Origin of the sequence: Ketobacter sp., assembly GCF_003671495.1 — a bacterium.
Classification (GTDB): domain Bacteria; phylum Pseudomonadota; class Gammaproteobacteria; order Pseudomonadales; family Ketobacteraceae; genus Ketobacter.
The window spans coordinates 187,460-207,483 of sequence record NZ_RCHN01000043.1 but is presented as its reverse complement, the minus strand read 5'-3'; the positions used below and the strand labels follow the sequence as shown (position 1 = coordinate 207,483).

The 20,024-nt window shown below is 58.6% G+C and carries 19 protein-coding genes; 12 read left to right on the top strand and 7 right to left on the bottom strand.

Annotated elements, in window-relative coordinates; all coding sequences use genetic code 11:
• Window positions 1–203: 203 nt before the first annotated feature.
• From D9N14_RS20050 to D9N14_RS20020, 7 genes are all read right to left on the bottom strand, one after another.
• On the bottom strand, window positions 204–998 hold the full coding sequence (locus tag D9N14_RS20050; RefSeq protein ID WP_290583113.1) for a fumarylacetoacetate hydrolase family protein: 795 nt from the start codon (window positions 996–998) through the stop codon (window positions 204–206).
• Window positions 995–1,834, bottom strand: a complete 840-nt coding sequence (locus D9N14_RS20045; protein ID WP_290583111.1) for an alpha/beta fold hydrolase — start codon at window positions 1,832–1,834, stop codon at window positions 995–997. Before D9N14_RS20045 ends, D9N14_RS20050 begins: the two co-directional genes overlap by 4 nt.
• A gap of 52 nt (window positions 1,835–1,886) precedes the next feature.
• Window positions 1,887–2,753: an SDR family NAD(P)-dependent oxidoreductase gene (locus D9N14_RS20040; protein WP_290583109.1), complete on the bottom strand. Its 867-nt coding sequence runs from the start codon at window positions 2,751–2,753 to the stop codon at window positions 1,887–1,889.
• Between the two features lie 12 nt (window positions 2,754–2,765).
• Window positions 2,766–3,965 carry a flavin-dependent monooxygenase gene (locus tag D9N14_RS20035; RefSeq protein WP_290583107.1) on the bottom strand — a complete coding sequence of 400 codons (1,200 nt, stop codon included), beginning with the start codon at window positions 3,963–3,965 and terminating at the stop codon, window positions 2,766–2,768.
• Between the two features lie 37 nt (window positions 3,966–4,002).
• On the bottom strand, window positions 4,003–4,536 hold the full coding sequence (locus tag D9N14_RS20030; protein ID WP_290583105.1) for a flavin reductase family protein: 534 nt from the start codon (window positions 4,534–4,536) through the stop codon (window positions 4,003–4,005).
• Between the two features lie 88 nt (window positions 4,537–4,624).
• Window positions 4,625–5,527 (bottom strand): VOC family protein, encoded by a 903-nt coding sequence (locus D9N14_RS20025; RefSeq protein WP_290583103.1) that lies wholly within the window; start codon window positions 5,525–5,527, stop codon window positions 4,625–4,627.
• Window positions 5,528–5,619: 92 nt separating this feature from the next.
• Window positions 5,620–7,197, bottom strand: coding sequence for a FadD3 family acyl-CoA ligase (locus D9N14_RS20020; RefSeq protein WP_290583101.1), 1,578 nt, complete (start codon window positions 7,195–7,197; stop codon window positions 5,620–5,622).
• A gap of 247 nt (window positions 7,198–7,444) precedes the next feature.
• On the opposite strand from D9N14_RS20020, the gene D9N14_RS20015 reads away from it, so the two are divergent.
• The 12 genes from D9N14_RS20015 (at window position 7,445) to D9N14_RS19960 (ending at window position 20,023) form a co-directional block, all read left to right on the top strand.
• A complete protein-coding gene (locus D9N14_RS20015; RefSeq protein ID WP_290583099.1) occupies window positions 7,445–8,320 on the top strand; it encodes a CoA transferase subunit A in 876 nt (291 codons plus the stop codon).
• Between the two features lie 45 nt (window positions 8,321–8,365).
• Window positions 8,366–9,196 carry a CoA-transferase subunit beta gene (locus D9N14_RS20010; RefSeq protein WP_290583097.1) on the top strand — a complete coding sequence of 277 codons (831 nt, stop codon included), beginning with the start codon at window positions 8,366–8,368 and terminating at the stop codon, window positions 9,194–9,196.
• A gap of 57 nt (window positions 9,197–9,253) precedes the next feature.
• The gene (locus D9N14_RS20005; protein ID WP_290583095.1) at window positions 9,254–9,730 is read left to right on the top strand and encodes a Zn-ribbon domain-containing OB-fold protein; all 477 of its coding nucleotides are present in this window, start codon (window positions 9,254–9,256) and stop codon (window positions 9,728–9,730) included.
• Window positions 9,720–10,901, top strand: coding sequence for a lipid-transfer protein (locus D9N14_RS20000; protein ID WP_290583093.1), 1,182 nt, complete (start codon window positions 9,720–9,722; stop codon window positions 10,899–10,901). Before D9N14_RS20005 ends, D9N14_RS20000 begins: the two co-directional genes overlap by 11 nt.
• A gap of 8 nt (window positions 10,902–10,909) precedes the next feature.
• Window positions 10,910–12,037, top strand: coding sequence for an NAD(P)H-dependent flavin oxidoreductase (locus D9N14_RS19995; protein WP_290583091.1), 1,128 nt, complete (start codon window positions 10,910–10,912; stop codon window positions 12,035–12,037).
• Window positions 12,027–12,785 (top strand): enoyl-CoA hydratase family protein, encoded by a 759-nt coding sequence (locus tag D9N14_RS19990; RefSeq protein WP_290583089.1) that lies wholly within the window; start codon window positions 12,027–12,029, stop codon window positions 12,783–12,785. The genes D9N14_RS19995 and D9N14_RS19990 overlap by 11 nt, the downstream gene beginning before the upstream one ends.
• A gap of 15 nt (window positions 12,786–12,800) precedes the next feature.
• Complete coding sequence (locus D9N14_RS19985; RefSeq protein WP_290583087.1) at window positions 12,801–13,964, top strand: acyl-CoA dehydrogenase; 1,164 nt, start codon at window positions 12,801–12,803, stop codon at window positions 13,962–13,964.
• Window positions 13,965–13,982: 18 nt separating this feature from the next.
• Window positions 13,983–15,047: an acyl-CoA dehydrogenase family protein gene (locus D9N14_RS19980; RefSeq protein WP_290583085.1), complete on the top strand. Its 1,065-nt coding sequence runs from the start codon at window positions 13,983–13,985 to the stop codon at window positions 15,045–15,047.
• Window positions 15,048–15,217: 170 nt separating this feature from the next.
• Window positions 15,218–16,366: an acetyl-CoA C-acetyltransferase gene (locus D9N14_RS19975; protein ID WP_290583083.1), complete on the top strand. Its 1,149-nt coding sequence runs from the start codon at window positions 15,218–15,220 to the stop codon at window positions 16,364–16,366.
• A gap of 183 nt (window positions 16,367–16,549) precedes the next feature.
• Window positions 16,550–17,461 (top strand): SDR family oxidoreductase, encoded by a 912-nt coding sequence (locus D9N14_RS19970; RefSeq protein WP_290583081.1) that lies wholly within the window; start codon window positions 16,550–16,552, stop codon window positions 17,459–17,461.
• Window positions 17,462–17,543: 82 nt separating this feature from the next.
• A complete protein-coding gene (locus tag D9N14_RS19965; RefSeq protein ID WP_290583079.1) occupies window positions 17,544–18,815 on the top strand; it encodes an acyl-CoA dehydrogenase family protein in 1,272 nt (423 codons plus the stop codon).
• A complete protein-coding gene (locus tag D9N14_RS19960) occupies window positions 18,812–20,023 on the top strand; it encodes an acyl-CoA dehydrogenase family protein (protein WP_290583077.1) in 1,212 nt (403 codons plus the stop codon). The genes D9N14_RS19965 and D9N14_RS19960 overlap by 4 nt, the downstream gene beginning before the upstream one ends.
• Window position 20,024: the final 1 nt, after the last annotated feature.

Below are 20,024 nucleotides of genomic sequence, written 5' to 3'. Positions count from 1 at the left end.
TTGTGCCTGAATGCCGGAAACTGGCTAAATAATCGCCAACTTCGACCATGACCACTCGGATCTGGCACTACCAGGCTTGGTCTGCGAAGGTTGTTGGAGCACTATGAGAAATCCGGGCTAGGGGCGCGGAGGACGGTGGCAGTGTCATCGTCATGACACTTGGCCTGCGGCTGCCCTGTGCTTTGTGCGTGCAGCGTAAAGCCTCAACGAAACGTTATCGTGGCGCTGCCCACTCCCGACAGCTCCATATGCATTTTGTCCCCTGGTACCACGGGCTCCAGAGGTACCAGTGAGCCGGAGAGAATCACTTCCCCCGATTTGAACGGTATGCCGAATTCCCCCAGAGTATTAGCCAGCCAGGCCACCGCGGTCAGTGGGTTGCCTTGCACGGCAGAACCTTTGCCACTGCTGATTTTGTTGCCGTTCTTGAATACGGTGACTTCCAGGTTGGGCAGGTCCACTTCATGGGGATTGGCTTGTTCCTCTCCAATCACGTAGACACCACAGGAGGCGTTGTCAGCAATGGTGTCCTGGATTTTGATTTTCCAATCCTGAATGCGGGAATCCACGATTTCGAAGCAGGGCATGATGCATTCGGTGGCTGCCAGTACGTCTTGTTCGGTAACGCCTGGCCCTTTTAAATCCTGTTTCAGCAGAAAGGCAATTTCTGCTTCGGCCCGAGGCTGGATCAGGTGACCGGCGATGGGGCACTCGCCTCGGTTTGGGATTTCCATATTCGACGTGAGAAAGCCGAAATCCGGCTGATACACGCCCAGCATTTCCTGTACGGCAAGAGACGTCACCCCGATTTTCTTTCCTACTACGGTTTCTTTGGTGTGATGCAGGCGTGCCCGCAGCATGGCCTGGGAAATGTGGTAGGCGTCCTCGATATCAATATGCTCAAATCGCTCGGTAAGGGGCACCAGGGTTTGCCCTGCGCTCAAAGCATGGAACAGTTCTTCGCCCAGGTGTTGGCGTTGTTGGGGTGTCAGGCTCATACCGGGTTGGATTCCAGAAATTCAATGCTGCGTTGGTTGAATAAATCGGCGTGTTCGATCATGGCCCAGTGGCCGCACCGACTGAGGGTGATCATCTGGGCATCCGGGCAATGGGTGACGATTTTCTCCGCGCCGGAGACCGGACAAAAGCGATCCTGGCCGCCCCAGAATCCCAGGATGGGCTGTGTGATGCGGGCTAACTGATCCGTCAGATTGGGAATCACCATGCGTTTGAATACGCTGCTGTTTTGGGTTTTGAGAACGCGAAAGCGTTCTTCTATCAGCTCATCCGTGATGAACCCGGGATCGTACACGATGAGTTGCAGCACCTCTTTCAGGTAGGCCGGTGTGAAGTCCGGGGAGTCCAGCGGTACCTTGGTCATGGCCTGAATGCCGGGCATGGTCTGAAAGTAGGTGATCTGGTCTTCCAGACCGCCGCAGCCCATCAGGATTAAATGACTGACCCGTTGCGGGTGCTGTAATGCCAACCCCAGGCTGATGGCACCACCCAGGGAGTTGCCCACCAGGGCAAAGCGGGGCAGGTCCAGTTGGTCGGCCATTCCCATCACGGCGCTGACGAAAAAATCCAGGGTGTAATCGGTGTCCGGTTTGTCGCTGTCGCCAAACCCCGGCAGGTCGGGAATGATGGCGCGATATCCGGCTTCGGCAAAGGCGTAGGCGTTGTAGCGGAAGTTCAGCCAACCGCTGGCACCGGGGCCGCTGCCCTGCAAAAACATCACCGGATAGCCGTCGGCCGGACCCAATTCACAATAGTGGATACTGAGGTCATCCAGCACTTTGAGTTGTTGGCTTTGCGGTTTGGCTGGCACAGTCATAGTGTTCTGCTCATGTTGAATGTTGGAAGCGTTGTTGAGTTTTACTGAATTTTTACTGAACCACGGCCGGGTTGTACGTCAGCGGTCCGCCCAGCATGTCGCGGTGGGATTGAGGCTGCGAACCGTCCACATCGCACACTCCCAGTTCCTGGCCGATCTCGGCACCGATAAAAGCCTGGCCGGTTTTTTCCATCAAATGTTTATCCCGGTACAAGGCATCAATCACCCGGCCGGTGAATTCCGGCGACTCCGCCATCTGGAAAAACGCGGCGTATTTTTCCGGGTCGGCGGCCATGACCGCGTCCAGCCGTTCGGTTTTCAGCACGCCCATCCAGATGGAGGCGCAGGCGACGTTAAAGGCTTTCAGGTCCTGTGCCATGTCCCAGATCATCTTGTCACTGCCGGCTTTCTGGGCGCCGTAGGCCGGGCCGTGCATGTAGCAGGCGGCGCCCGGGGAACTGGTGTTGACGATGAGGCCGCTGTTTTGCTGTGCCATCATTTTGGCCGCGTGGTAGCTGGCCACATAGCTGGAGCGTAAGCCCACATCCAGAATGTTCACCAGCGCCAGTGCCTTCTCCCAGAACGGGCCGGGAATCACCAGGTCATCATGCAGACAGGTGGCGTTGTTCACCAGAATATCCAGCTGTCCACGTTCGTCCTGAATCTGCTGAAACAGTTTTTCCACCTGGGCGTCGTCGCTGTGATCGCAGATCACCGGTACACCCACACCACCCAGTTTGGTGACGGATTCCGCCGTGGCATACACGGTGCCGGGCAGGGGGGCATCCCCTTCTTTCTGGCTGCGTCCGGTGACGTACACAATATCGCCCAGACGACCAAACGCCTGGGCAATGCCCTTGCCGGCGCCACGGGAAGCGCCGGTAACCAATACCACACGGGGTGACAGATTCATGGTCATGGCCGCACCCGCTTACAGGAAGAAGTCGGTGTTTTCCAGGCCCAACTGCACCGCGCCGTAGTTGCGACCGAACTGGTAGGGGTTGTTGGCCACGTGGGCGCGCCCCGCCAGAATGTCCAGCACGAAACGCTGCAGGGGGCTGCTGGTGAAAATGGCACGACCGCCGCACATTTTCTGCAGTTCCAAGACTTCCGCCAGGCAGGCTTCCGGCACCGCTGCGGATTCGTAGCGGTATTGAATGCGCTGGTTGATATCGGTGGGGTTGCCGGCGTTGGCATCCGCCATCAGCTGATCGAAGGATTGCAGCAGGCGCAGCTTGAGTTGGTCCACCAGGGCCTGGGCGCGGGATACGGCCATTTGTGCATGGGGGTCTTCTGCCGTTTTGGAACCGCTGTTACTGCCAACCCGCTTGGAGGCGATATCACGATAGGCGTTGATGGCCCCCTGGGTGGCACCGATGGTGGAGCTGGACACTGCCCGCGGGAACAGCTGGCCGAAAGGAATCTTGTAGAGGGGGATCTCTTTCGAATCAATGCCGGGGTTGGTGCCGCGGAAACCGTCCAGGGAACTGTGGGTGCGGTATTCGGGAACGAAGGCGTCCTCTACCACAATGTCGTTGGAGCCGGTGCCCTGCAGGCCGAAGGTGTGCCAGGTGTCCAGCACTTTGAAGTCACCACGGGGGACCAGGAACGTTCGGTAGTCCGGGTTGGGGTTGTCTGCCGTGGGTGGCACCACGCCACCGAGGAATACCCAGTCGCAATGATCGCAACCGCTGGAGAAGGCCCAGCGACCACTGAATTTGAAGCCACCGTCCACCGGCTCCACTTTGCCCACCGGCATATAGGAGGAGGCGATCAGCACGCTGGTGTCGTCTTTCCACACGTCTTCCTGGGCCTGCAGGTCAAACAGGGCAATCTGCCAGTTATGCACGGCGATGACCCCGTAAATCCAGGCGGTGGACATGCAGCCTTCGGCCAGGGCCATTTGCACTTCAAAGAACACCTGGGGATCCATCTGATAGCCGCCCCAGCGTTTGGGTTGCAGCACCCGGAAGAATCCGGCCGCCTGCATCTTGGCAATGGTTGCGTCGGGGATTTTGCGCTCCGCCTGAGCGCGGGGTGCCTGCTCCTGCAGATAGGGAATCATGTCCTTGGCCCGTTGGATGATCAGCTCCGGTGTGACGTCCTGCAGGTTCTGTTGTTGTGCTGTCATGGTGATTCTCGCTGGTTGTTATTGATTCGCTGCGGTGCTACACAGCGACGGGCAATTCCAGATCGGCATAGCGACCGGCATGAAAAATCAGGGGGGGCAGGCCACGGTTGTCGAAGGCCATAACCCGGCCCACGATGATGATGTGGTCGCCACCGTCATACTGGTGTTCCGTCTGGCATTGAAAGACGGCGCTGTAGTCTTTCAGTAAGGGTACGCCACCCAGGCCTTCTTCGTGTTCCACATTGCAAAATCGATCCTCGCATTTGGATGCGAACTGGTTGGACAGGGCCTGTTGTTCGGCATGGAGTACGTGAATGGCAAAGCGGTCGGCGTTGGTGAATTCATCAACGGCGTTGGATGAGCGGGCAATGCTCCAGAGCACCAGCATGGGTTCCAGGGAGACCGAGCTGAAACTGTTGGCGGTCATGCCGATCTTGTTGCCCTGGTTGTCCAGGGTGGTGATCACGGTGACGCCGGTGGCGAACTGTCCCAGGGCGTTGCGAAACGCTTTCTGATCTACCTGCGACGGGATCTGATTCATCTGAGTCTGAGTCATGTGAGACTGAGTCATGGTACGTTACTCTTCTGTTGTCCTGATGCTATCGTCGCAACCGGCCGCGGAAATGTCCTACCTCAAATGGCCTAGCTCGAATGGCCTGCTATTCCATACCCACGCTGAAATCGTGCCCCCAGAAGCTGTTGACGGTGCTCTGGAAGGGGGAATACCGGCTCCAGTCCGCCACCGTACGGCCTTCGGCGCCGTACTCCAGCATGAAGCCGGATGGAGTGGCCATGTAGAAACTCACCATGTGGTCATTGGCGTGGCGGCCCAGGGTGCCAGTGAGCTTGATGTTGTGGGCTTTCATGCGGTCCAGGCCGCGTCCCACTTCATCCACCCGGTCCACTTCCACCATTACGTGCACGCAACCGGCGGGCATGGGGCTTTCAAAAATGGCCAGGCTATGGTGGCGTTGATTGCAATGCATGAAGTAAAGGCGCTTTTCCGGCTCGGTCGGGTCCGGGGTGAAGCGCACTTTCATCAGGTCGGAAACCGCAAACCCCATGACGTTTTTATAGAATTCGTAGCAGCTGTCGAAGCCGGGTGTGGGCAGAACCACATGGCCAAACCCCTGGTCACCGGTGATGAAGGACTTGATGCCAACGGGGGAGGCGAATTGAGCGAAGTCGGACACCGGGCCCCAGTACAGTTCATGGCGGTTGCCGTCCGGGTCAGAAAAACTCACCAGATCCTGCACCCCCCGTTGTGCCACCAGATCGCGGCTGCCCCGCTCGAAGGCGACGCCCTTTTGCTCCAGGGTATGCAGCGCAGCAGTGAAGGCATCTTCGCCGGCCAGTTCCCAGCCACTGAACGCGTAGCGGTCGGTGTCGGCCTTGTTCACCACAATGCGCCAGGGCCGGTCATCCATTTTCAAATACACGCTATCATCCCGGCTGAGCTGCGCCGACACATCCATCATGCCCAGCACCCTGGTACCGTAGTCCACCCAATGCTTCGGGTCCGTGCAGTTCACTCCGATGTAGCCCAGGCTGTGTATGTTCATCTTGTTATTCCTTTGTTTGGTGCAGTTGTTGGGTGCAATGGTTTGGTGCAATGAAAGAGTGCAAAAATGGGCGCGTTAATGCCTGCGATCCACTAAGAAAGCGCCCGCAGTTCAGTCTTCAGTACCTTACCCGAAGCATTCATGGGCAGGCTGTCCACGAACGCCACCTGGCGCGGCACTTTATAATTGGCCATGTGCTCCCGGCACCAGGCGATCAGTTGTTCCGGGGTCAGGGTGCTGTTGTCTTTGCGCACCGCGAAGACTTTGGCCACTTCCCCCATGCGCTCGTCCGCCACCCCGATGACGGCATTCATGATGATGTCCGGGTGGTTGGCGATGGTTTTTTCGATTTCAGCGGGATAACAGTTGAAGCCGCCGGTGATGAACATGTCTTTCAGTCGGTCGGTGATTCTCAGGTTGCCGGCCGCATCCATCACGCCGATATCGCCGGTGTGCAGCCAGTTGTCGGCGTCGATGCTGTCGCGGGTGGCCTGTTCGTTTTCAAAGTAACCCTGCATCACATTAAAACCCCGCACCACGATCTCACCGGGCTCACCCCGGGGCACTTCCTGGTTGTGGGGATCAACGCAGCGCACTTCCACATCGGGAATGGCGCGACCAGAGGTGGTGGCAATGGTTTCTGCACTGTCTCCCTGGCGGCAGGCGGTCACCAGGCCGCAGCTTTCAGTGAGGCCGTAGGCGGTAATCACCGTTTCAAAACCCAGGCGGGATTTCATCTGCCGGATCATTTCCACCGGAATCACAGCGGCGCCCGTGGTCGCCCGGCGCAATGAAGACAGATCGAACTGCTCCAATTGGGGATGGGCCAACAGGGATTGAAACAATGTGGGTGGTCCGGGCAAGACGGAAATTCGGTCGTCACTGATGCGTTGCAGAATGGCCTCGGTATTGAATACCGCGTGGGGCAACAGCGTCACCCCTTTCAGCAGGCACACCAGAATCCCGGCTTTGTAGCCAAAACTGTGGAAGAACGGATTGATCACCAGGTAGCGATCGCCGGTTTGCAGTCCGACGATGTCGGCAAAATGGGTAAAGGCGCGAAGATTTTGCTCGTGACGGGTCATCACGCCTTTGGGGTGTCCGGTGGTGCCGGACGTAAACAGGATGTCGGACAGATGTGTTTCGCTGACGCTGTCCATGCGCTGTTGGATGGTGGCTGCGCTGATGCCGGTGCCCAGCTCCAGAAAGTGTTCCCAGGTTTGGGTGCTATTGGCCTGTGTATTGGCCTCACTGCTGGCCCGCAACACAACGCGATGCTCAAGCGCCGGTAGTGACTCCCCCTGTAATTGTGCCGGGTAATCACAACCCAGGAACTCACCAATGCAGAACAGCAGGCGGGCGCGGCTTTGCTGCAGAATGTAGGCGGCTTCGCTGCCTTTATAACGGGTGTTCAGGGTTACCAGAACCGCACCGGCGCATTGGGCGCCGATGGCCGCTATGACCCATTCACTGATGTTGGGTGCCCACACCGCTACCCGGTCTCCGGGCCGTATGTCCAACGCCATCAAGGACCCCACCACAGCGCGCACCTGATGGGCAAATTCACCAAAGGAAATGCGGGTGCGCCCCTCTTCCAGGAACAGGGCGTCGGGGTAGTGTCGGGCGGCCTGATCCACCAGTTGCGGAATGGTGCTGACAGCGGTCTGCATGGTTGTTGTTGCCTGTTTTATCCAGCGTTTAGTGTTAGGAAAAAAGTATCGAAACGGCCCCTGGGTGTCCTAGTCCACTTGGACGATTTTAGTGACAGGCAAAATTCCCATAATGCCCAATAAGCACTCAGGCAAGTTTTTTTACTCGGTTGAATGGTGGCTAACTGCCCGATTTGTCTGGGAAAAGATCAGGCCCGCCAAGCGAATACTGGGAATCATGAATACGTGGAAACGAGAGACTCTATCGATGAATAAAGTGCAGTCCGCGCAAGAGGCCATCCGCTACATCGAAAGTGGTATGACCATCGGGGTTGGTGGTTGGGGGCCAAGGCGCAAGCCCATGGCGCTGATACGTGAACTGCTGCGCAGTGACGTACGGGATCTCACTGTGGTGTCCTACGGTGGCGCAGATGTGGGCATGCTCTGTGCGGCCGGCAAAGTCAAGAAACTGGTGTATGCCTTTGTGTCGTTGGATTTTATTCCACTGGAACCGTATTTTCGCGTTGCCCGACAGCAGGGTGATATCGAAGTCATGGAAGTGGATGAGGGCATGATGTTGTTGGGCTTGCGGGCCGCTGCCTGGCGCCTGCCTTTTATTCCAACGGCAATTGGCCTGGGCACCGACATCATCAAAAACTGTCCTGATTTGAAGCGGGTGGACAGTCCCTACGACGATAAGGAGTGGGTGGCCATGCCGGCGTTGAATCTGGATGTGTCGCTGCTGCATGTGGACCGTGCCGATGCCCGTGGTGTGTGTCAGATCAAGGGCCCCGACCACTACATGGATGATTGGTTTGCGCGGGCTGCCAAACACACCATCGTCAGTTGCGAAGAGCTGGTGGCGACGGGTTACTTCTACGATGGGGAAGAAGCGCGCCAGGTGTTCTGGGAACGCTCTAATACCCACAGCGTAGTGCCTATTCCCGGCGGTGCCCATCCTTCTTCCTGCAACCCTTTTTATGGCTTTGATGTCCGGCACTTCAAGGAGTACGCCGACTCGGTCAAGGCCGGCGGCTTTGCGGCCTATCGCGACAAGTATTTAGGTGGTGCCAGTGAAGAAGAATACCAGCAATCCGTGGGCGGCCTGGAGGCCATCCGCAGGTTGCCGCTTCCGGTTTACTAAATCCAGGCAGTTGCAGAATCAAAAAAGGATAAGCGGGACAACACCATGAATCAGACAGTACAAGACGCATTACCGGACTACAGCCTGGCGGAGTTGATGATCTGTGCCGCGGCCGAAGCGTTTCGCGACGACGGCGAAATTCTGGCGACCGGTATTGGCCTGTTGCCCCGGTTGGCGGCCAGCCTGGCCATGAAGACCTGTAATCCCGACATGATGATGACGGATTCAGAAGCCTTTATGTTGAGTGAACCCAATCCGGTGAGCGGGCGCGAGCCCTCCCAAGACAAGGGCCATGTGGGCCAGGCCCAGGAAACCTGGATGGGGTTTTCCCGTATTTTTGACAACGTGTGGAGCGGCAAGCGTCATGCCCTGGTGGGGCCTTCCCAGATTGATCGCTATGGCCAGACCAATATCTCGGCGCTGGGGGGCACCTATCAGCAACCCAAGGTGCAGATGCTGGGCGCGCGGGGGTTTCCCGGTAACTCCATCCATCACGCCAATTCCTTTTTTGTTCCGGCCCACAGCAAGCGGGTGTTTGTGGAGGACGAATGCGATGTGGTGTGTTCCATCGGCTATAACCCGGCGCGGTTGCCCAAGGGATACCGTTTTGACGACATCGATATCCGTCGCGTGATCACGGACCTGTGTGTGATGGACTGGAACGGGCCCAATCACATGTTGCAGTTGTTGAGCGTGCATCCCGGGGTGACTGTGGAGCAGGTGCTGGATAACACCGGCTTTGAAGTGCACGTGGCCGGTGAGGTGCCGCTGACCACAGCGCCCACCCCATTGCAAATGAACATCATCGGGCAACTGGACCCGCTGAACTTCCGCGCTAAACAAATCAAGGATAACCCCCCGGGGGACCGGCGCTGATGCTATAGGGAACGGCGTAGCCCAAGCGCACGACAATTCGATTACAGCGGTGACGACATGAGTGAAGAAACTAACGCGGCAGCTGGCACAAAAACAAGGCAACCGGCCCTGGAGGGCTGGTTCACCCTGAATCAAGACCAGCCCCACCTGATTGGCAATCAATGCAACCGTTGCGGGACCTATTATTTTCCGCGGGCCCGGCATTTTTGCAAAAACCCCGCCTGCGACGGCGAGCAGTTTGACGACGTGGAACTGAGCCGCACCGGTAGAGTGTGGTCCTTCACCAATGCGGAATATCAACCACCGCCGCCGTATGTGGCCGCTGAGCCTTTTGTGCCTTTCACCATTGCGGCCGTTGAACTGGCCAAAGAGAAAATGATCGTGTTGGGGCAGGTGGTGGCCGGTGTCAATCCTTCGGACCTGAAGGCCGGTATGGAGATGGAGCTGGTGCTGGACACCTTGTTTGAGGATGACAGCGCCGAACACATCACCTGGAAGTGGAAACCCGTTGCGAGTAATCACCATGAGTCATGATATTGCGATTTTAGGGGTGGGTATGCACCCCTGGGGGAAATGGGGCCGCAACTTTACCGAGTACGGGGTGAAAGCCGCCCGCGATGCGCTGGCGGACTCCGGCGTGGCCTGGCAGGACATCGGTTTTGTCTCCGGTGCGGCCACCATGCGCTGTGGTTATCCCGGTTACGTGGCCGGCGCCACCTTCGCCCAGGCCCTGGGTTGGCAGGGGGCGGAGGTGAATACCAGTTACGCTGCCTGTGCCTCCGGTTCCCAGGCGTTGGCGGCGGCGCGCAGTAAAATATTGTCCGGTGCCTGTGAGGTGGCTCTGGTGGTGGGTGCGGATACCACGCCCAAAGGATTCCTGGCTCCGCAAAAGGGTGAGCGCCCGGACGATCCGGACTGGGTGCGGTTTCGCTTGGGCATCACCAACCCGACGTACTTTGCCCTGTATGCCCGACGTCGTATGGAAATGTACGGCGATACCCAGGATGATTTTGCCCGGGTGAAAGTGAAAAACGCCGAGCATGGATTTGAGAATCCCAACGCCCGTTACCGCAAGAAATTCACCGCCGATGATGTGGCGGCCTCCAATATGGTGGCGGACCCGTTGCGCCTGATGGATATCTGCGCCACCTCCGATGGCGGTGCTGCCCTGGTGGTGTCCAGTCTGGAGTACGCCCGCAAAATCGGTCGCGGTGATGCCGTGAAAGTGGCGGCCATTTCCACGGTCACGCCCACTTATGCCTCGGCGGTGATTGAAATGCCGGATATTGCCACGGATTCCGCTGCGGTGGTTGAGGCGCACAGCTTTCGTGCCGCGCTGCCTGTAAAAGCCTACGAGGAAGCCGGTATCAGTCCACAGGATGTGAGTGTGGCGGAGGTCTATGACCTGTCCACGGCACTGGAGCTGGACTGGATGGAAGATCTGCAGTTATGCGAACGGGGTCAGGCAGCCCGGCTGGTCCGGGACGGCGTGACCAAAGTGGGTGGCCGTCTGCCGGTTAATCCCAGTGGTGGTCTGGCCTGTTTCGGCGAAGCGGTACCCGCCCAGGCCATCGCCCAGGTGTGTGAGTTGACCTGGCAGTTGCGCGGTCAGGCCGGTGCCCGGCAGGTGAATAATGCGCAGGTGGGCATCACCGCCAATCAGGGGCTGTTTGGTCACGGCTCTTCAGTGATTTTGAAACGGTAACCTGCATCATGACGCATCCCGCATTAAACACTCGCCTGTGCCAGCTGTTAGGCTGTGATTATCCCGTTATCCAGACGGCCATGGGCTGGGTAGCCGACCCCACATTGGTGGCGGCCACCTGCAATGCCGGCGGCTTCGGCTTTCTGGCCGGAGCCGTGATGACACCGGCCGAGGTGGAGCAGGGCATCCTGGCCATCAAGCAAAAAACCCAGCGGCCGTTTGGAGTCAACTTCCATATGTATGCACCGGGTGCGGCCGACATCATTAAGCTGTGCATCGATCATGGGGTCAAGGCCGTCAGCTACAGTCGGTCACCGGCCAAAGCCATGGTGGAAAAACTGAAAGCCGCCGGTGTGGTGTGCATACCCACGGTGGGTGCGCTCAAGCACGCGGTGAAAGCGGTGGAAATGGGGGCGGATGCGGTGGTGGTACAGGGGGGAGAAGGGGGCGGTCATACCGGCTCGGTGTCCTCCAATATTTTATTGCCGCAGGTGGTGGACGCGCTGGCGGTTCCGGTGGTGGCGGCCGGTGGCTTCAAGGACGGTCGTGGTCTGATGGCGGCGTTGTCCTACGGTGCAGAAGGCATTGCCATGGGGACGCGCTTCTTGCTGACCCGGGAATGCCCGGTGCCGGAGAACACCAAACAGGAATACCTGAAGTCGGTGACCGAACGCATCATTGTCAGCAAAAAACTGGATGGTATGCCGCAACGCATGATCATGAATCAATGTCTGCAGCAACTGGAAAGTAAAACCCCAATGGGGATGTTGTGGCTGGCCGTGATGAATGGGCTGGCCTTTACCAAACTCACCGGTGGCTCGTTGCTCGGCATGCTCGGCTCGGCCTGGAAGATGAAACAAAGCAATGGCATGACCCTGGGTCAAACCCTGATGGCTGCGAACGCTCCCATGATGATCCAGGAGGCCATGGTGAAGGGGCATCCCCAGCAGGGCATTCTGCCCAGCGGCCAGATCGCCGGCACCATCGATGATTTGCCCAGTGTGGCTGAACTGATGCAACGGATCGTGACGCAGGCAGAACAGGTGTTGGAACGTTTTGCGCCACTGGATGCGGTCCGCCCCGCGGCCGTCAAATTCGAATACCAAAAACCAAAAGAGACTTTTCATGGCCTTTGAAACAGCAATTGAAAACGGGATCGCCGAACTGGTGTTTTGCAAACCGCCGGTGAACGCGTTCAACAGTCAGGAGTGGGCGGCCATATCCAAACGCCTGGATGCGCTGGGTGAGGACCCGGCGGTGAAAGTCATTGTGATTCGGGCTGAAGGCAAAGGGTTTTGTGCCGGGGTGGACATCAAGGAACTGGCGGCGGACAGCAGCAAGATTGTGGCGGTGAACAAAGGCAACTACGACACCTTTCGATCCATTCACCTGAATCCGAAACCGGTGATTGTGGCCCTGCATGGATTTGTTTTGGGTGGTGGTATTGGCATTTCCGGCGCGGCGGACATCATTGTGGCTGCAGAGTGTGCCCGCTTTGGTGTGCCGGAAGTGGATCGCGGTGCCATGGGCGGCGGTGCCCATCTGCAACGCATGTTTCCGGTGCAGAAAGTCCGCTACATGTATTACACCGGTGAGTTTATTGATGCTCAGGAAGCCTGGCGCCTGGGTGCCGTGGAACGGGTGGTGCCGTTAGCGGAGCTGCGTACGACCGCTCTCGACATGGCAGCAAACATCGCGGCCAAAAGTTCCCCCATGATTCAGCTGGCCAAAGAGGCCCTCACCGGCATTGAAGATGGCAGTCTGGAAGACAAGTACCGCTGGGAACAGGGCTTCACCCTGCAGGCCTATACGGTGGAGGATTCCCAGGAGGCCCGGGATGCGTTTGTGGAAAAACGCGACGCCAACTTTGACCAGACATCCTAAGCGGGGCCGCAGCGTATGGATTTGAATTACACACCGGAACAGATTGCCTTTCGCCATGAAGTTCGCGCCTGGTTAGACGCCAATGTGCCCGTCACACCGCTGCAATCCTTTGATACGGCGGAAGGCTTTGCGCAGCATCGGCAGTGGGAGCAAACCCTGGCCCAGGGCAATTGGGGTATGGTCACCTGGCCCAAGGAATACGGCGGCCGCGGTTGCAACCTGATTGAGTGGCTGATCTTCGAAGAGGAATACTATCGCGCCCAGGCCCCGCTCCGAGTGAACCAGAACGGTATTTTCCTGTTGGGGCCCACCCTGATGGAATACGGAACACCGGAGCAGAAAGCGCGCTTTCTCACCCGTATGGCCAGTGGTGATGAAATGTGGGCCCAGGGCTGGTCGGAACCGGGCGCCGGCAGCGATATGGCGGCGATTCGCTCCAAAGCCATTCGCGACGGGGATGAGTACGTGATCAATGGCCAGAAAGTCTGGTCCACCCGGGCCGTGTTTGCCGATTGGGTGTTCTGTATTTTTCGTACGGATGCGGATTCCGAGCGCCACCACGGTCTGTCGTTCGTGCTGGTGCCGCTGGATGCGCCGGGTATCACCGTGCGCCCCATTCCCCAATTAAATGGCCTGCCGGGCTTTGCTGAAATCTTTTTTGATGATGTGCGGGTGCCGGTTGCCAATCGTTTGGGGGAAGAAGGGCAGGGTTGGAACATCGCCATGGCCACCGCCGGTTTCGAGCGGGGCTTAATGCTGCGCAGTCCGGCCCGTTTTCAGGAAACCGCCAAACGACTGGTCGCCCTGTATCGGGCCCATGCCAATGACATCCTCGACCTGAGTGTGGAGGACGCAGTGGTGAAATCCTTCATGGATGCGGAAGCGTATGCGCTCTCCACCTATCAAACCGCTTCGCGCCTGATGAAAGGCGGCAAGATTGGTTCCGAAGCATCCGTGAATAAAATCTTCTGGTCGGAACTGGATCAGCACATGCACGAGACGGCCATGCGTATTCTGGCCAGCAACGCGGAGCTGTTGCCGGATGCCAAAACGGAAACGGATACCGGTCATTGGATGGACGGTTTTCTGTTTGCCCAGTCCGGCCCCATCTACGCGGGGACCAATGAAATTCAACGCAACATCATTGCCGAGCGTCTGCTGGGCATGCCACGCAAATAAGTGATGGAGTAGCCCGGCATGGACTTTACTTTCAGCGATGATCAACGGGTGTTTTGCGATAACGTAAAACAGTTTCTGCACAGTGAGGTGACTCCGGAGCGCCTGCGCAGTGGTTGGGACAGCGCCAGCGGGCGCGACGATACCTTGTGGCAACAGATGGTGGACTTGGGATTGCCCGCCATGTTGGTGCCGGAGGCATTCGGCGGCCTGGGCATGAACGAACTGGATTTTGTACTGCTGGCACAGGAATGCGGGCGTGTGGCGCTGGCCGAGCCGTTGGTGGAAACCGCGTTGGTGGCGACCCCGCTGCTGGCCTGCCAGGCGGAGCGCGATACCCGTTGCGCCAGTCTGTTGGAAAAAATCGCAACCGGTGAACGCCGGGTGGCCGTGGGGCATGCGGTGAACCCCACCGTCAGCGACGCCCACGTGGCGGATTACCTGTTGCTGCCCAACGGCAACGAATTTCACTTGGTCGAACGGGAACGGGTGAAACTGATTCCAATGCAAAGTGTGGACCCCAGTCGGCGACTGTTCAAAGTCGAATGGCGTCCGGAAGAGGAAACCCGCCTGGTGAATGGTGCGCCCGGTGTGGCTGCATTGGCGGCCACCCTCAATCGCGGTGCCCTGGGGGCAGCGGCCCAACTTATCGGTTTGGCCGAAGCCATGGTGGAGATGACGGTGCAATACACCACGGATCGTACCCAATTCGGCCGGGCCATCGGCAGTAACCAGGCGTTGAAACACCACATGGCCAACTGTGCGGTGAAGACCGAGTTCGCCAAACCGGCGTTGTATCGTGCCGCGTACACCGTCAGCCAGCGGCCGGTGCACGCGGACTTTGCCGTATCCCACGCCAAGGTGGCGGCGGGTGAGGCTGCCCTGCTGGCGGCGAAAAACTGCATCCAGTCCCACGGCGCAATGGGGTACACCTGGGAGTGCAACCTGCATATCTGGATGAAGCGGGCCTGGGCACTGGATAAATTCTGGGGCCATTCCGGCTTCCACAAAAACCGTTTGCATCAATGGTTGATGAATCCGAACGCCAAGATCGGGGCCGATAAGACCTTTGGTGAGCAGGGTTGAGCACGATATGAGAGAAGAGGCGAAGTTCCGTTCGGATGAGAACGTCAGCGGCCATGGACGGCCGCTGTCGAGCGCACAGGGATGTGCTTGTAGCGATTCTCATCCGAACGGAACTTCGCCTCTGAACGGGTTCAGTGCGCTGAATCACACAAGACTTAGGAGCAATTACCATGGCTGAAGCCTACATAGTTGATGCACTGCGCAGCCCCACCGGCAAGCGCAAAGGGGGCCTGGCCCATGTTCACGGTGCCGACCTGGGTGCCCACGTATTAAAACACCTGGTGCAACGCAACAACATTCCCGACAACGAATACGAAGACGTGATCTTCGGCTGCGTGGACACCATTGGCCCCCTGGCCGGTGACATCGCCCGCACCTGTTGGTTGGCCGCCGGGCTCAGCGACGAAGTGCCTGGCACCACCATCGACCGTCAATGCGGATCTTCCCAGCAGTCCGTGCACTTTGCGGCCCAGGCCATTTTATCCGGCACCATGGATGTGGTGGTGGCTGGCGGCGTCCAGACCATGACGCAGATTCCCATATCCTCGGCCATGATGGCGGCGGAGCCCCTGGGTTTCAGCGATCCCTTCACCGGTTCCAAAGGCTGGGTGGCCCGTTATGGCGACCAGCCGCCCACCCAGTTTCGCTCTGCACAAATGATTGCCGACAAGTGGAACCTGTCCCGCCGCGCGCTGGAAGAATTCTCTTACGAATCCCACCAGCGGGCACTGCGTGCCATCGCGGAAGGCCGCTTTGATCGCGAGATCGTGCCGTTGGAAGGGGTGACCATGGACGAAACACCCCGCAACACCTCGTTGTACAAAATGGCGGAGCTGGAAACCCTGTTTGGCTGTGACAAAGTGACCGCTGGGGTGTCCTCGCAAACCTGCGACGGCGCCTCCGCCATGTTGTTGGTGTCCGAAGCGGCCCTGAAACGGTACGACCTCACGCCACGCGCCCGCATTCACCACATTTCCGTGCGGGCGGAAGACCCTATCTGGATGCTGACGGCACCGATCCCGGCCACGGGGTATGCGCTGAAAAAAGCCGGGATGTCGCTGCAGGACATCGACCTGGTGGAAATCAACGAAGCCTTTGCCTCCGTGCCGCTGGCCTGGTTGCAAGCAACCGGTTATGACCACGCCAAAACCAATGTGAACGGCGGCGCCATTGCCCTGGGGCATCCCCTGGGTGCCACCGGAACCAAACTCATGACCACGCTGCTGCATGAACTGGAACGCACCGGTGGCCGCTACGGTTTGCAGACCATGTGTGAAGGTGGCGGTCAGGCAAACGTGACCATTATTGAGCGGCTGTAAGGTAGGTTAAGAATACCGATGGACGAGGCGGTCTTCAGTTTGGAATTCAAGAACGTCAGCGGCCAAGGACGGCCGCTGTCGAGCGCGCGGGGATGCGCTTGCAGCGATTCTTGAACTCTAAAACCGCCGCTTCCGGGCCCATTTAGAACTGAATTTAGCCTGAGATTACCGGAGCAAAAGAACATGTCAACTTCAGAACCAAGCACAGAACAAAACACAGAGCTTTGCAAAAACCGAGTGGTGATCATCACCGGAGCCGGTGGTGGCCTGGGAGCCGCTTACGCCAAAGCGCTGGCTGCCGAAGGCGCCAAGGTCATCGTGAACGACATCAATGAGGCAGCAGCCCAGGCCACCGTGGACAGCATTGTGGCACAGGGGGGCAGCGCCGTGGTGAACACCTCCGATATCACCGACTATGAAGACTCCCGTCACGCCGTACAACAGGCAGTGGAAACCTACGGAACATTGCACGCCGTGGTCAATAACGCGGGCATCTGCCGGGATCGCATGTTTGCCTCACTCACCGAAGCGGATTGGGATGCCGTGATGGCGGTGCATCTCAAAGGCCACTTCTGCATCAGCAGCCATGCGGTGCATTACTGGCGCGACCAAAGCAAGCAAGGTGTGGCGGTGGACGCCCGCATCATCAATACCTCATCCGGTGCCGGCTTGAACGGCTCCATCGGCCAGTCCAATTACGCCGCTGCCAAAGGCGGCATCGCCTCGTTGACCTTGAATCAGGCAGCTGAACTGCGTCGCTATGGCATCACCGCCAATGCCCTGGCCCCGGCGGCCCGCACCGGCATGACCGAAGACGTCTTCGCCGACATGATGAAAAAGCCGGAAGACGGTGGCTTCGACTTCTATGATCCCGCCAACGTGGCACCCCTCGTGGTGTGGTTGTGCAGTGAGGAATCCCGCAGCGTCAGCGGTCGGGTGTTCGAAGTGGCCGGCGGCAAGATCTCCATTGCGGACGGCTGGCGCACCACGGAAGGCGTGGATAAAGGGGCCCGCTGGAAACCGGCCGAACTGTCCGCTGCCATGGATGAGCTGTTAACCAAGGAGACGCCCGCACAAGCGGTGTACGGCGCCTAGAGTTTGGGTTAGGGGGCCCGTAACTCAATCCCTCGTTACGGCGCTCCCCTTTTTTATTCAAAACAGAAGAGAACCGGTCACCATGGAGTTCGCATTCACTGAAGAGCAGAACATGATCCGCGACACCGCGGAATCCTTTCTGCGGGAAGTCTCCACCAGCAACGCCATTCGAGCGGCCATGGAGAGCGTAGAAGGCTATGATCCGGCGCTGTGGCAGAGTATCTGTCAGGATCTGTATTGGCAGGCCATTCACACACCGGAAGCTTATGGCGGCATGGGGTTGGGCTATGTGGAACTGGTGGCCATGCAGGAACAGATGGGGCGCTTCCTGTTGTGTTCGCCGTTCTTTGCCAGTGTGGGGCTGGCCACCAACGCACTGCTGGTGGCGGGCACGGAACAACAAAAACAAACCTGGCTGCCTGAACTGATGGCAGGCAAAACCGCAACCCTCGCCTTTGGTGGTAACGCGCTGGCGCAGCGGGGCGGCACTTGGCATGCAGCGGCGGTGGAGGCCACCTGGCAGCACACGGCAGACGGCTATGTACTGAACGGGGAATATCGCTACGTACTGGATGCCACCACGGCGGATATCCTGATTCTGACAGCGAGGCAAGTGGGCAGCGTCGGCGCAGAGGGCGTGGCGTTGTTTGTGGTGGCTGCGGCGGCTGAGGTTGAGGTTGAGGGTATCGAACGTAGCGCTCTGCCCACCATGGACCAAACCCGCCGCCAGGGCTGCATCACCCTCAACAGCTTGCGCGTTCCAGCGGAACAGCGCTTGGGTGACCCGCGAGATGCCCGCGGCGGACAGACCCTGCAAATCATTCTGGATCTGGCCACCATCGCCCTGGCGGCAGAACAAATGGGCGGCGCCCAGCAACTGCTGGATATGACCGTGGCCTACAGTAAGGAGCGTACCCAGTTCGGCCGCCCCATTGCCGGGTTTCAGGCCATCAAGCATAAAGCAGCGGACATGATGTTGCGGGTGGAAGTGGCTCGCTCCGGGGTGTATTACGCCGCCTGCATCGCACAGCAGGCCCTGGATGACCTCTTGAGCGGCACCTCATGCGACTCCCTATGCAACACTCCATGCGACACAGCGGCGTTGGCCGAGGCTGCCAGCATTGCCAAATCCTACTGCTCCGAAGCCTATTTCAAAAACGCAGGTGAGGCCATTCAGATTCACGGCGGTGTGGGCTTTACCTGGGAATACGATGTGCACCTGTATTTCAAACGGGCCAAAGCCTCGGAACACTACCTGGGCAACGCCGCCTGGCACCGTGAACGGTTGGCGTCGCTGTTGTTGGATACAGAACGGTTGGACAAAGCAGACTTGCATCAGGAGGCGGCCCGATGAAGCTGACATTCAGCGCCGCAGACGAAGCCTTTCGTGAAGAGATTGCTGGTTGGTTGCAACGCAATCTGTGCGGCGAATTTGAAGCCATCCGCTTTCGTGGCGGCCCCGGTGATGAGCACATGTTCCACGAGCAGCGCCATGCCTGGGAACAGAAAATGGCAGAGGGTGGGTGGACCTGTATCGGCTGGCCAAAGTCTGTGGGCGGTCGTGGCTGCTCCATTGAGCAGCAGGTGATATTTCACGAGGAGTATGCCCGCGCCGGTGGACCCGGTCGGGTGGGCCACATCGGCGAAGGCCTGGCCGGTCCCACCATCATCGCCTTTGGTAGCGAGGCGCAAAAGCAAAAATATCTGCCTGGCATCGTCAGTGGCAAGGAACTCTGGTGCCAGGGTTATTCAGAACCCGGGGCCGGGTCCGACCTGGCCAACGTTAAAACCAAAGCCCGCTTTGACAGCGCGCGCCAACAATGGGTGATCAGCGGGCAGAAAGTCTGGACCTCCCTGGCTCATGAAGCGGACTACTGTTTTGTCATTGCCCGCACCGACCCGGATTCAACCGCCCACAAGGGGCTGGGCTTCTTCCTGGTGAAAATGGATCAGCCGGGAGTGGAAGTCCGTCCCATTCAGCAGATCACCGGCACCTGCGAATTCAACGAAGTCTTTTTTGATGACGCGGTCTGCGCTGCCGACGATATGGTGGGGGCGCCCGGCGATGGCTGGAAGGTGGCCATGGGCCTGTTGGGTTTTGAGCGGGGTGTTTCCACCCTGGGTCAGCAGATGCAGTTCCAGAATGAGTTCAACGACATCCTGCGCATCGCCCAGCAGAACGGCGCTGCGCAGGACCCGGTTTTGAGGCAGCGCATTGCCAAGGCCCATACGGAACTGAAAATCATGCGCTACAACGCCATGCGCATGTTGTCGGGCCAGGCCGGCAGTGACGGTGCCCTGCAGCGGGAAGCCCTGATCTACAAATTGTACTGGGCCACCTGGCACCGGGAATTGGGTGAACTGGCCATGGACGTGCTGGGGCCGGAAAGCCAGATCCTGGAAGGCGCACCCTATCAATTGAGCCGCTTACAGGCCATGTACCTGTTTGTGCGTTCTGACACGATTTACGGCGGCACCAACCAGATACAACGCAACATCATTGCCGAGCGCGGGCTGGGTATGCCGAAAGAACCCAAACCCACCACAGCAGGAACCCAGTAGG

Bases quoted from the DNA above. Each gene is read 5' to 3' on its own strand.
- D9N14_RS20050 (WP_290583113.1), bottom strand. From the start codon at position 998: ATGAGCCTGACACCCCAACAACGCCAACACCTGGGCGAAGAACTGTTC.
- D9N14_RS20045 (WP_290583111.1), bottom strand. From the start codon at position 1,834: ATGACTGTGCCAGCCAAACCGCAAAGCCAACAACTCAAAGTGCTGGAT.
- D9N14_RS20040 (WP_290583109.1), bottom strand. From the start codon at position 2,753: ATGACCATGAATCTGTCACCCCGTGTGGTATTGGTTACCGGCGCTTCC.
- D9N14_RS20035 (WP_290583107.1), bottom strand. From the start codon at position 3,965: ATGACAGCACAACAACAGAACCTGCAGGACGTCACACCGGAGCTGATC.
- D9N14_RS20030 (WP_290583105.1), bottom strand. From the start codon at position 4,536: ATGACTCAGTCTCACATGACTCAGACTCAGATGAATCAGATCCCGTCG.
- D9N14_RS20025 (WP_290583103.1), bottom strand. From the start codon at position 5,527: ATGAACATACACAGCCTGGGCTACATCGGAGTGAACTGCACGGACCCG.
- D9N14_RS20020 (WP_290583101.1), bottom strand. From the start codon at position 7,197: ATGCAGACCGCTGTCAGCACCATTCCGCAACTGGTGGATCAGGCCGCC.
- D9N14_RS20015 (WP_290583099.1), top strand. From the start codon at position 7,445: ATGAATAAAGTGCAGTCCGCGCAAGAGGCCATCCGCTACATCGAAAGT.
- D9N14_RS20010 (WP_290583097.1), top strand. From the start codon at position 8,366: ATGAATCAGACAGTACAAGACGCATTACCGGACTACAGCCTGGCGGAG.
- D9N14_RS20005 (WP_290583095.1), top strand. From the start codon at position 9,254: ATGAGTGAAGAAACTAACGCGGCAGCTGGCACAAAAACAAGGCAACCG.
- D9N14_RS20000 (WP_290583093.1), top strand. From the start codon at position 9,720: ATGAGTCATGATATTGCGATTTTAGGGGTGGGTATGCACCCCTGGGGG.
- D9N14_RS19995 (WP_290583091.1), top strand. From the start codon at position 10,910: ATGACGCATCCCGCATTAAACACTCGCCTGTGCCAGCTGTTAGGCTGT.
- D9N14_RS19990 (WP_290583089.1), top strand. From the start codon at position 12,027: ATGGCCTTTGAAACAGCAATTGAAAACGGGATCGCCGAACTGGTGTTT.
- D9N14_RS19985 (WP_290583087.1), top strand. From the start codon at position 12,801: ATGGATTTGAATTACACACCGGAACAGATTGCCTTTCGCCATGAAGTT.
- D9N14_RS19980 (WP_290583085.1), top strand. From the start codon at position 13,983: ATGGACTTTACTTTCAGCGATGATCAACGGGTGTTTTGCGATAACGTA.
- D9N14_RS19975 (WP_290583083.1), top strand. From the start codon at position 15,218: ATGGCTGAAGCCTACATAGTTGATGCACTGCGCAGCCCCACCGGCAAG.
- D9N14_RS19970 (WP_290583081.1), top strand. From the start codon at position 16,550: ATGTCAACTTCAGAACCAAGCACAGAACAAAACACAGAGCTTTGCAAA.
- D9N14_RS19965 (WP_290583079.1), top strand. From the start codon at position 17,544: ATGGAGTTCGCATTCACTGAAGAGCAGAACATGATCCGCGACACCGCG.
- D9N14_RS19960 (WP_290583077.1), top strand. From the start codon at position 18,812: ATGAAGCTGACATTCAGCGCCGCAGACGAAGCCTTTCGTGAAGAGATT.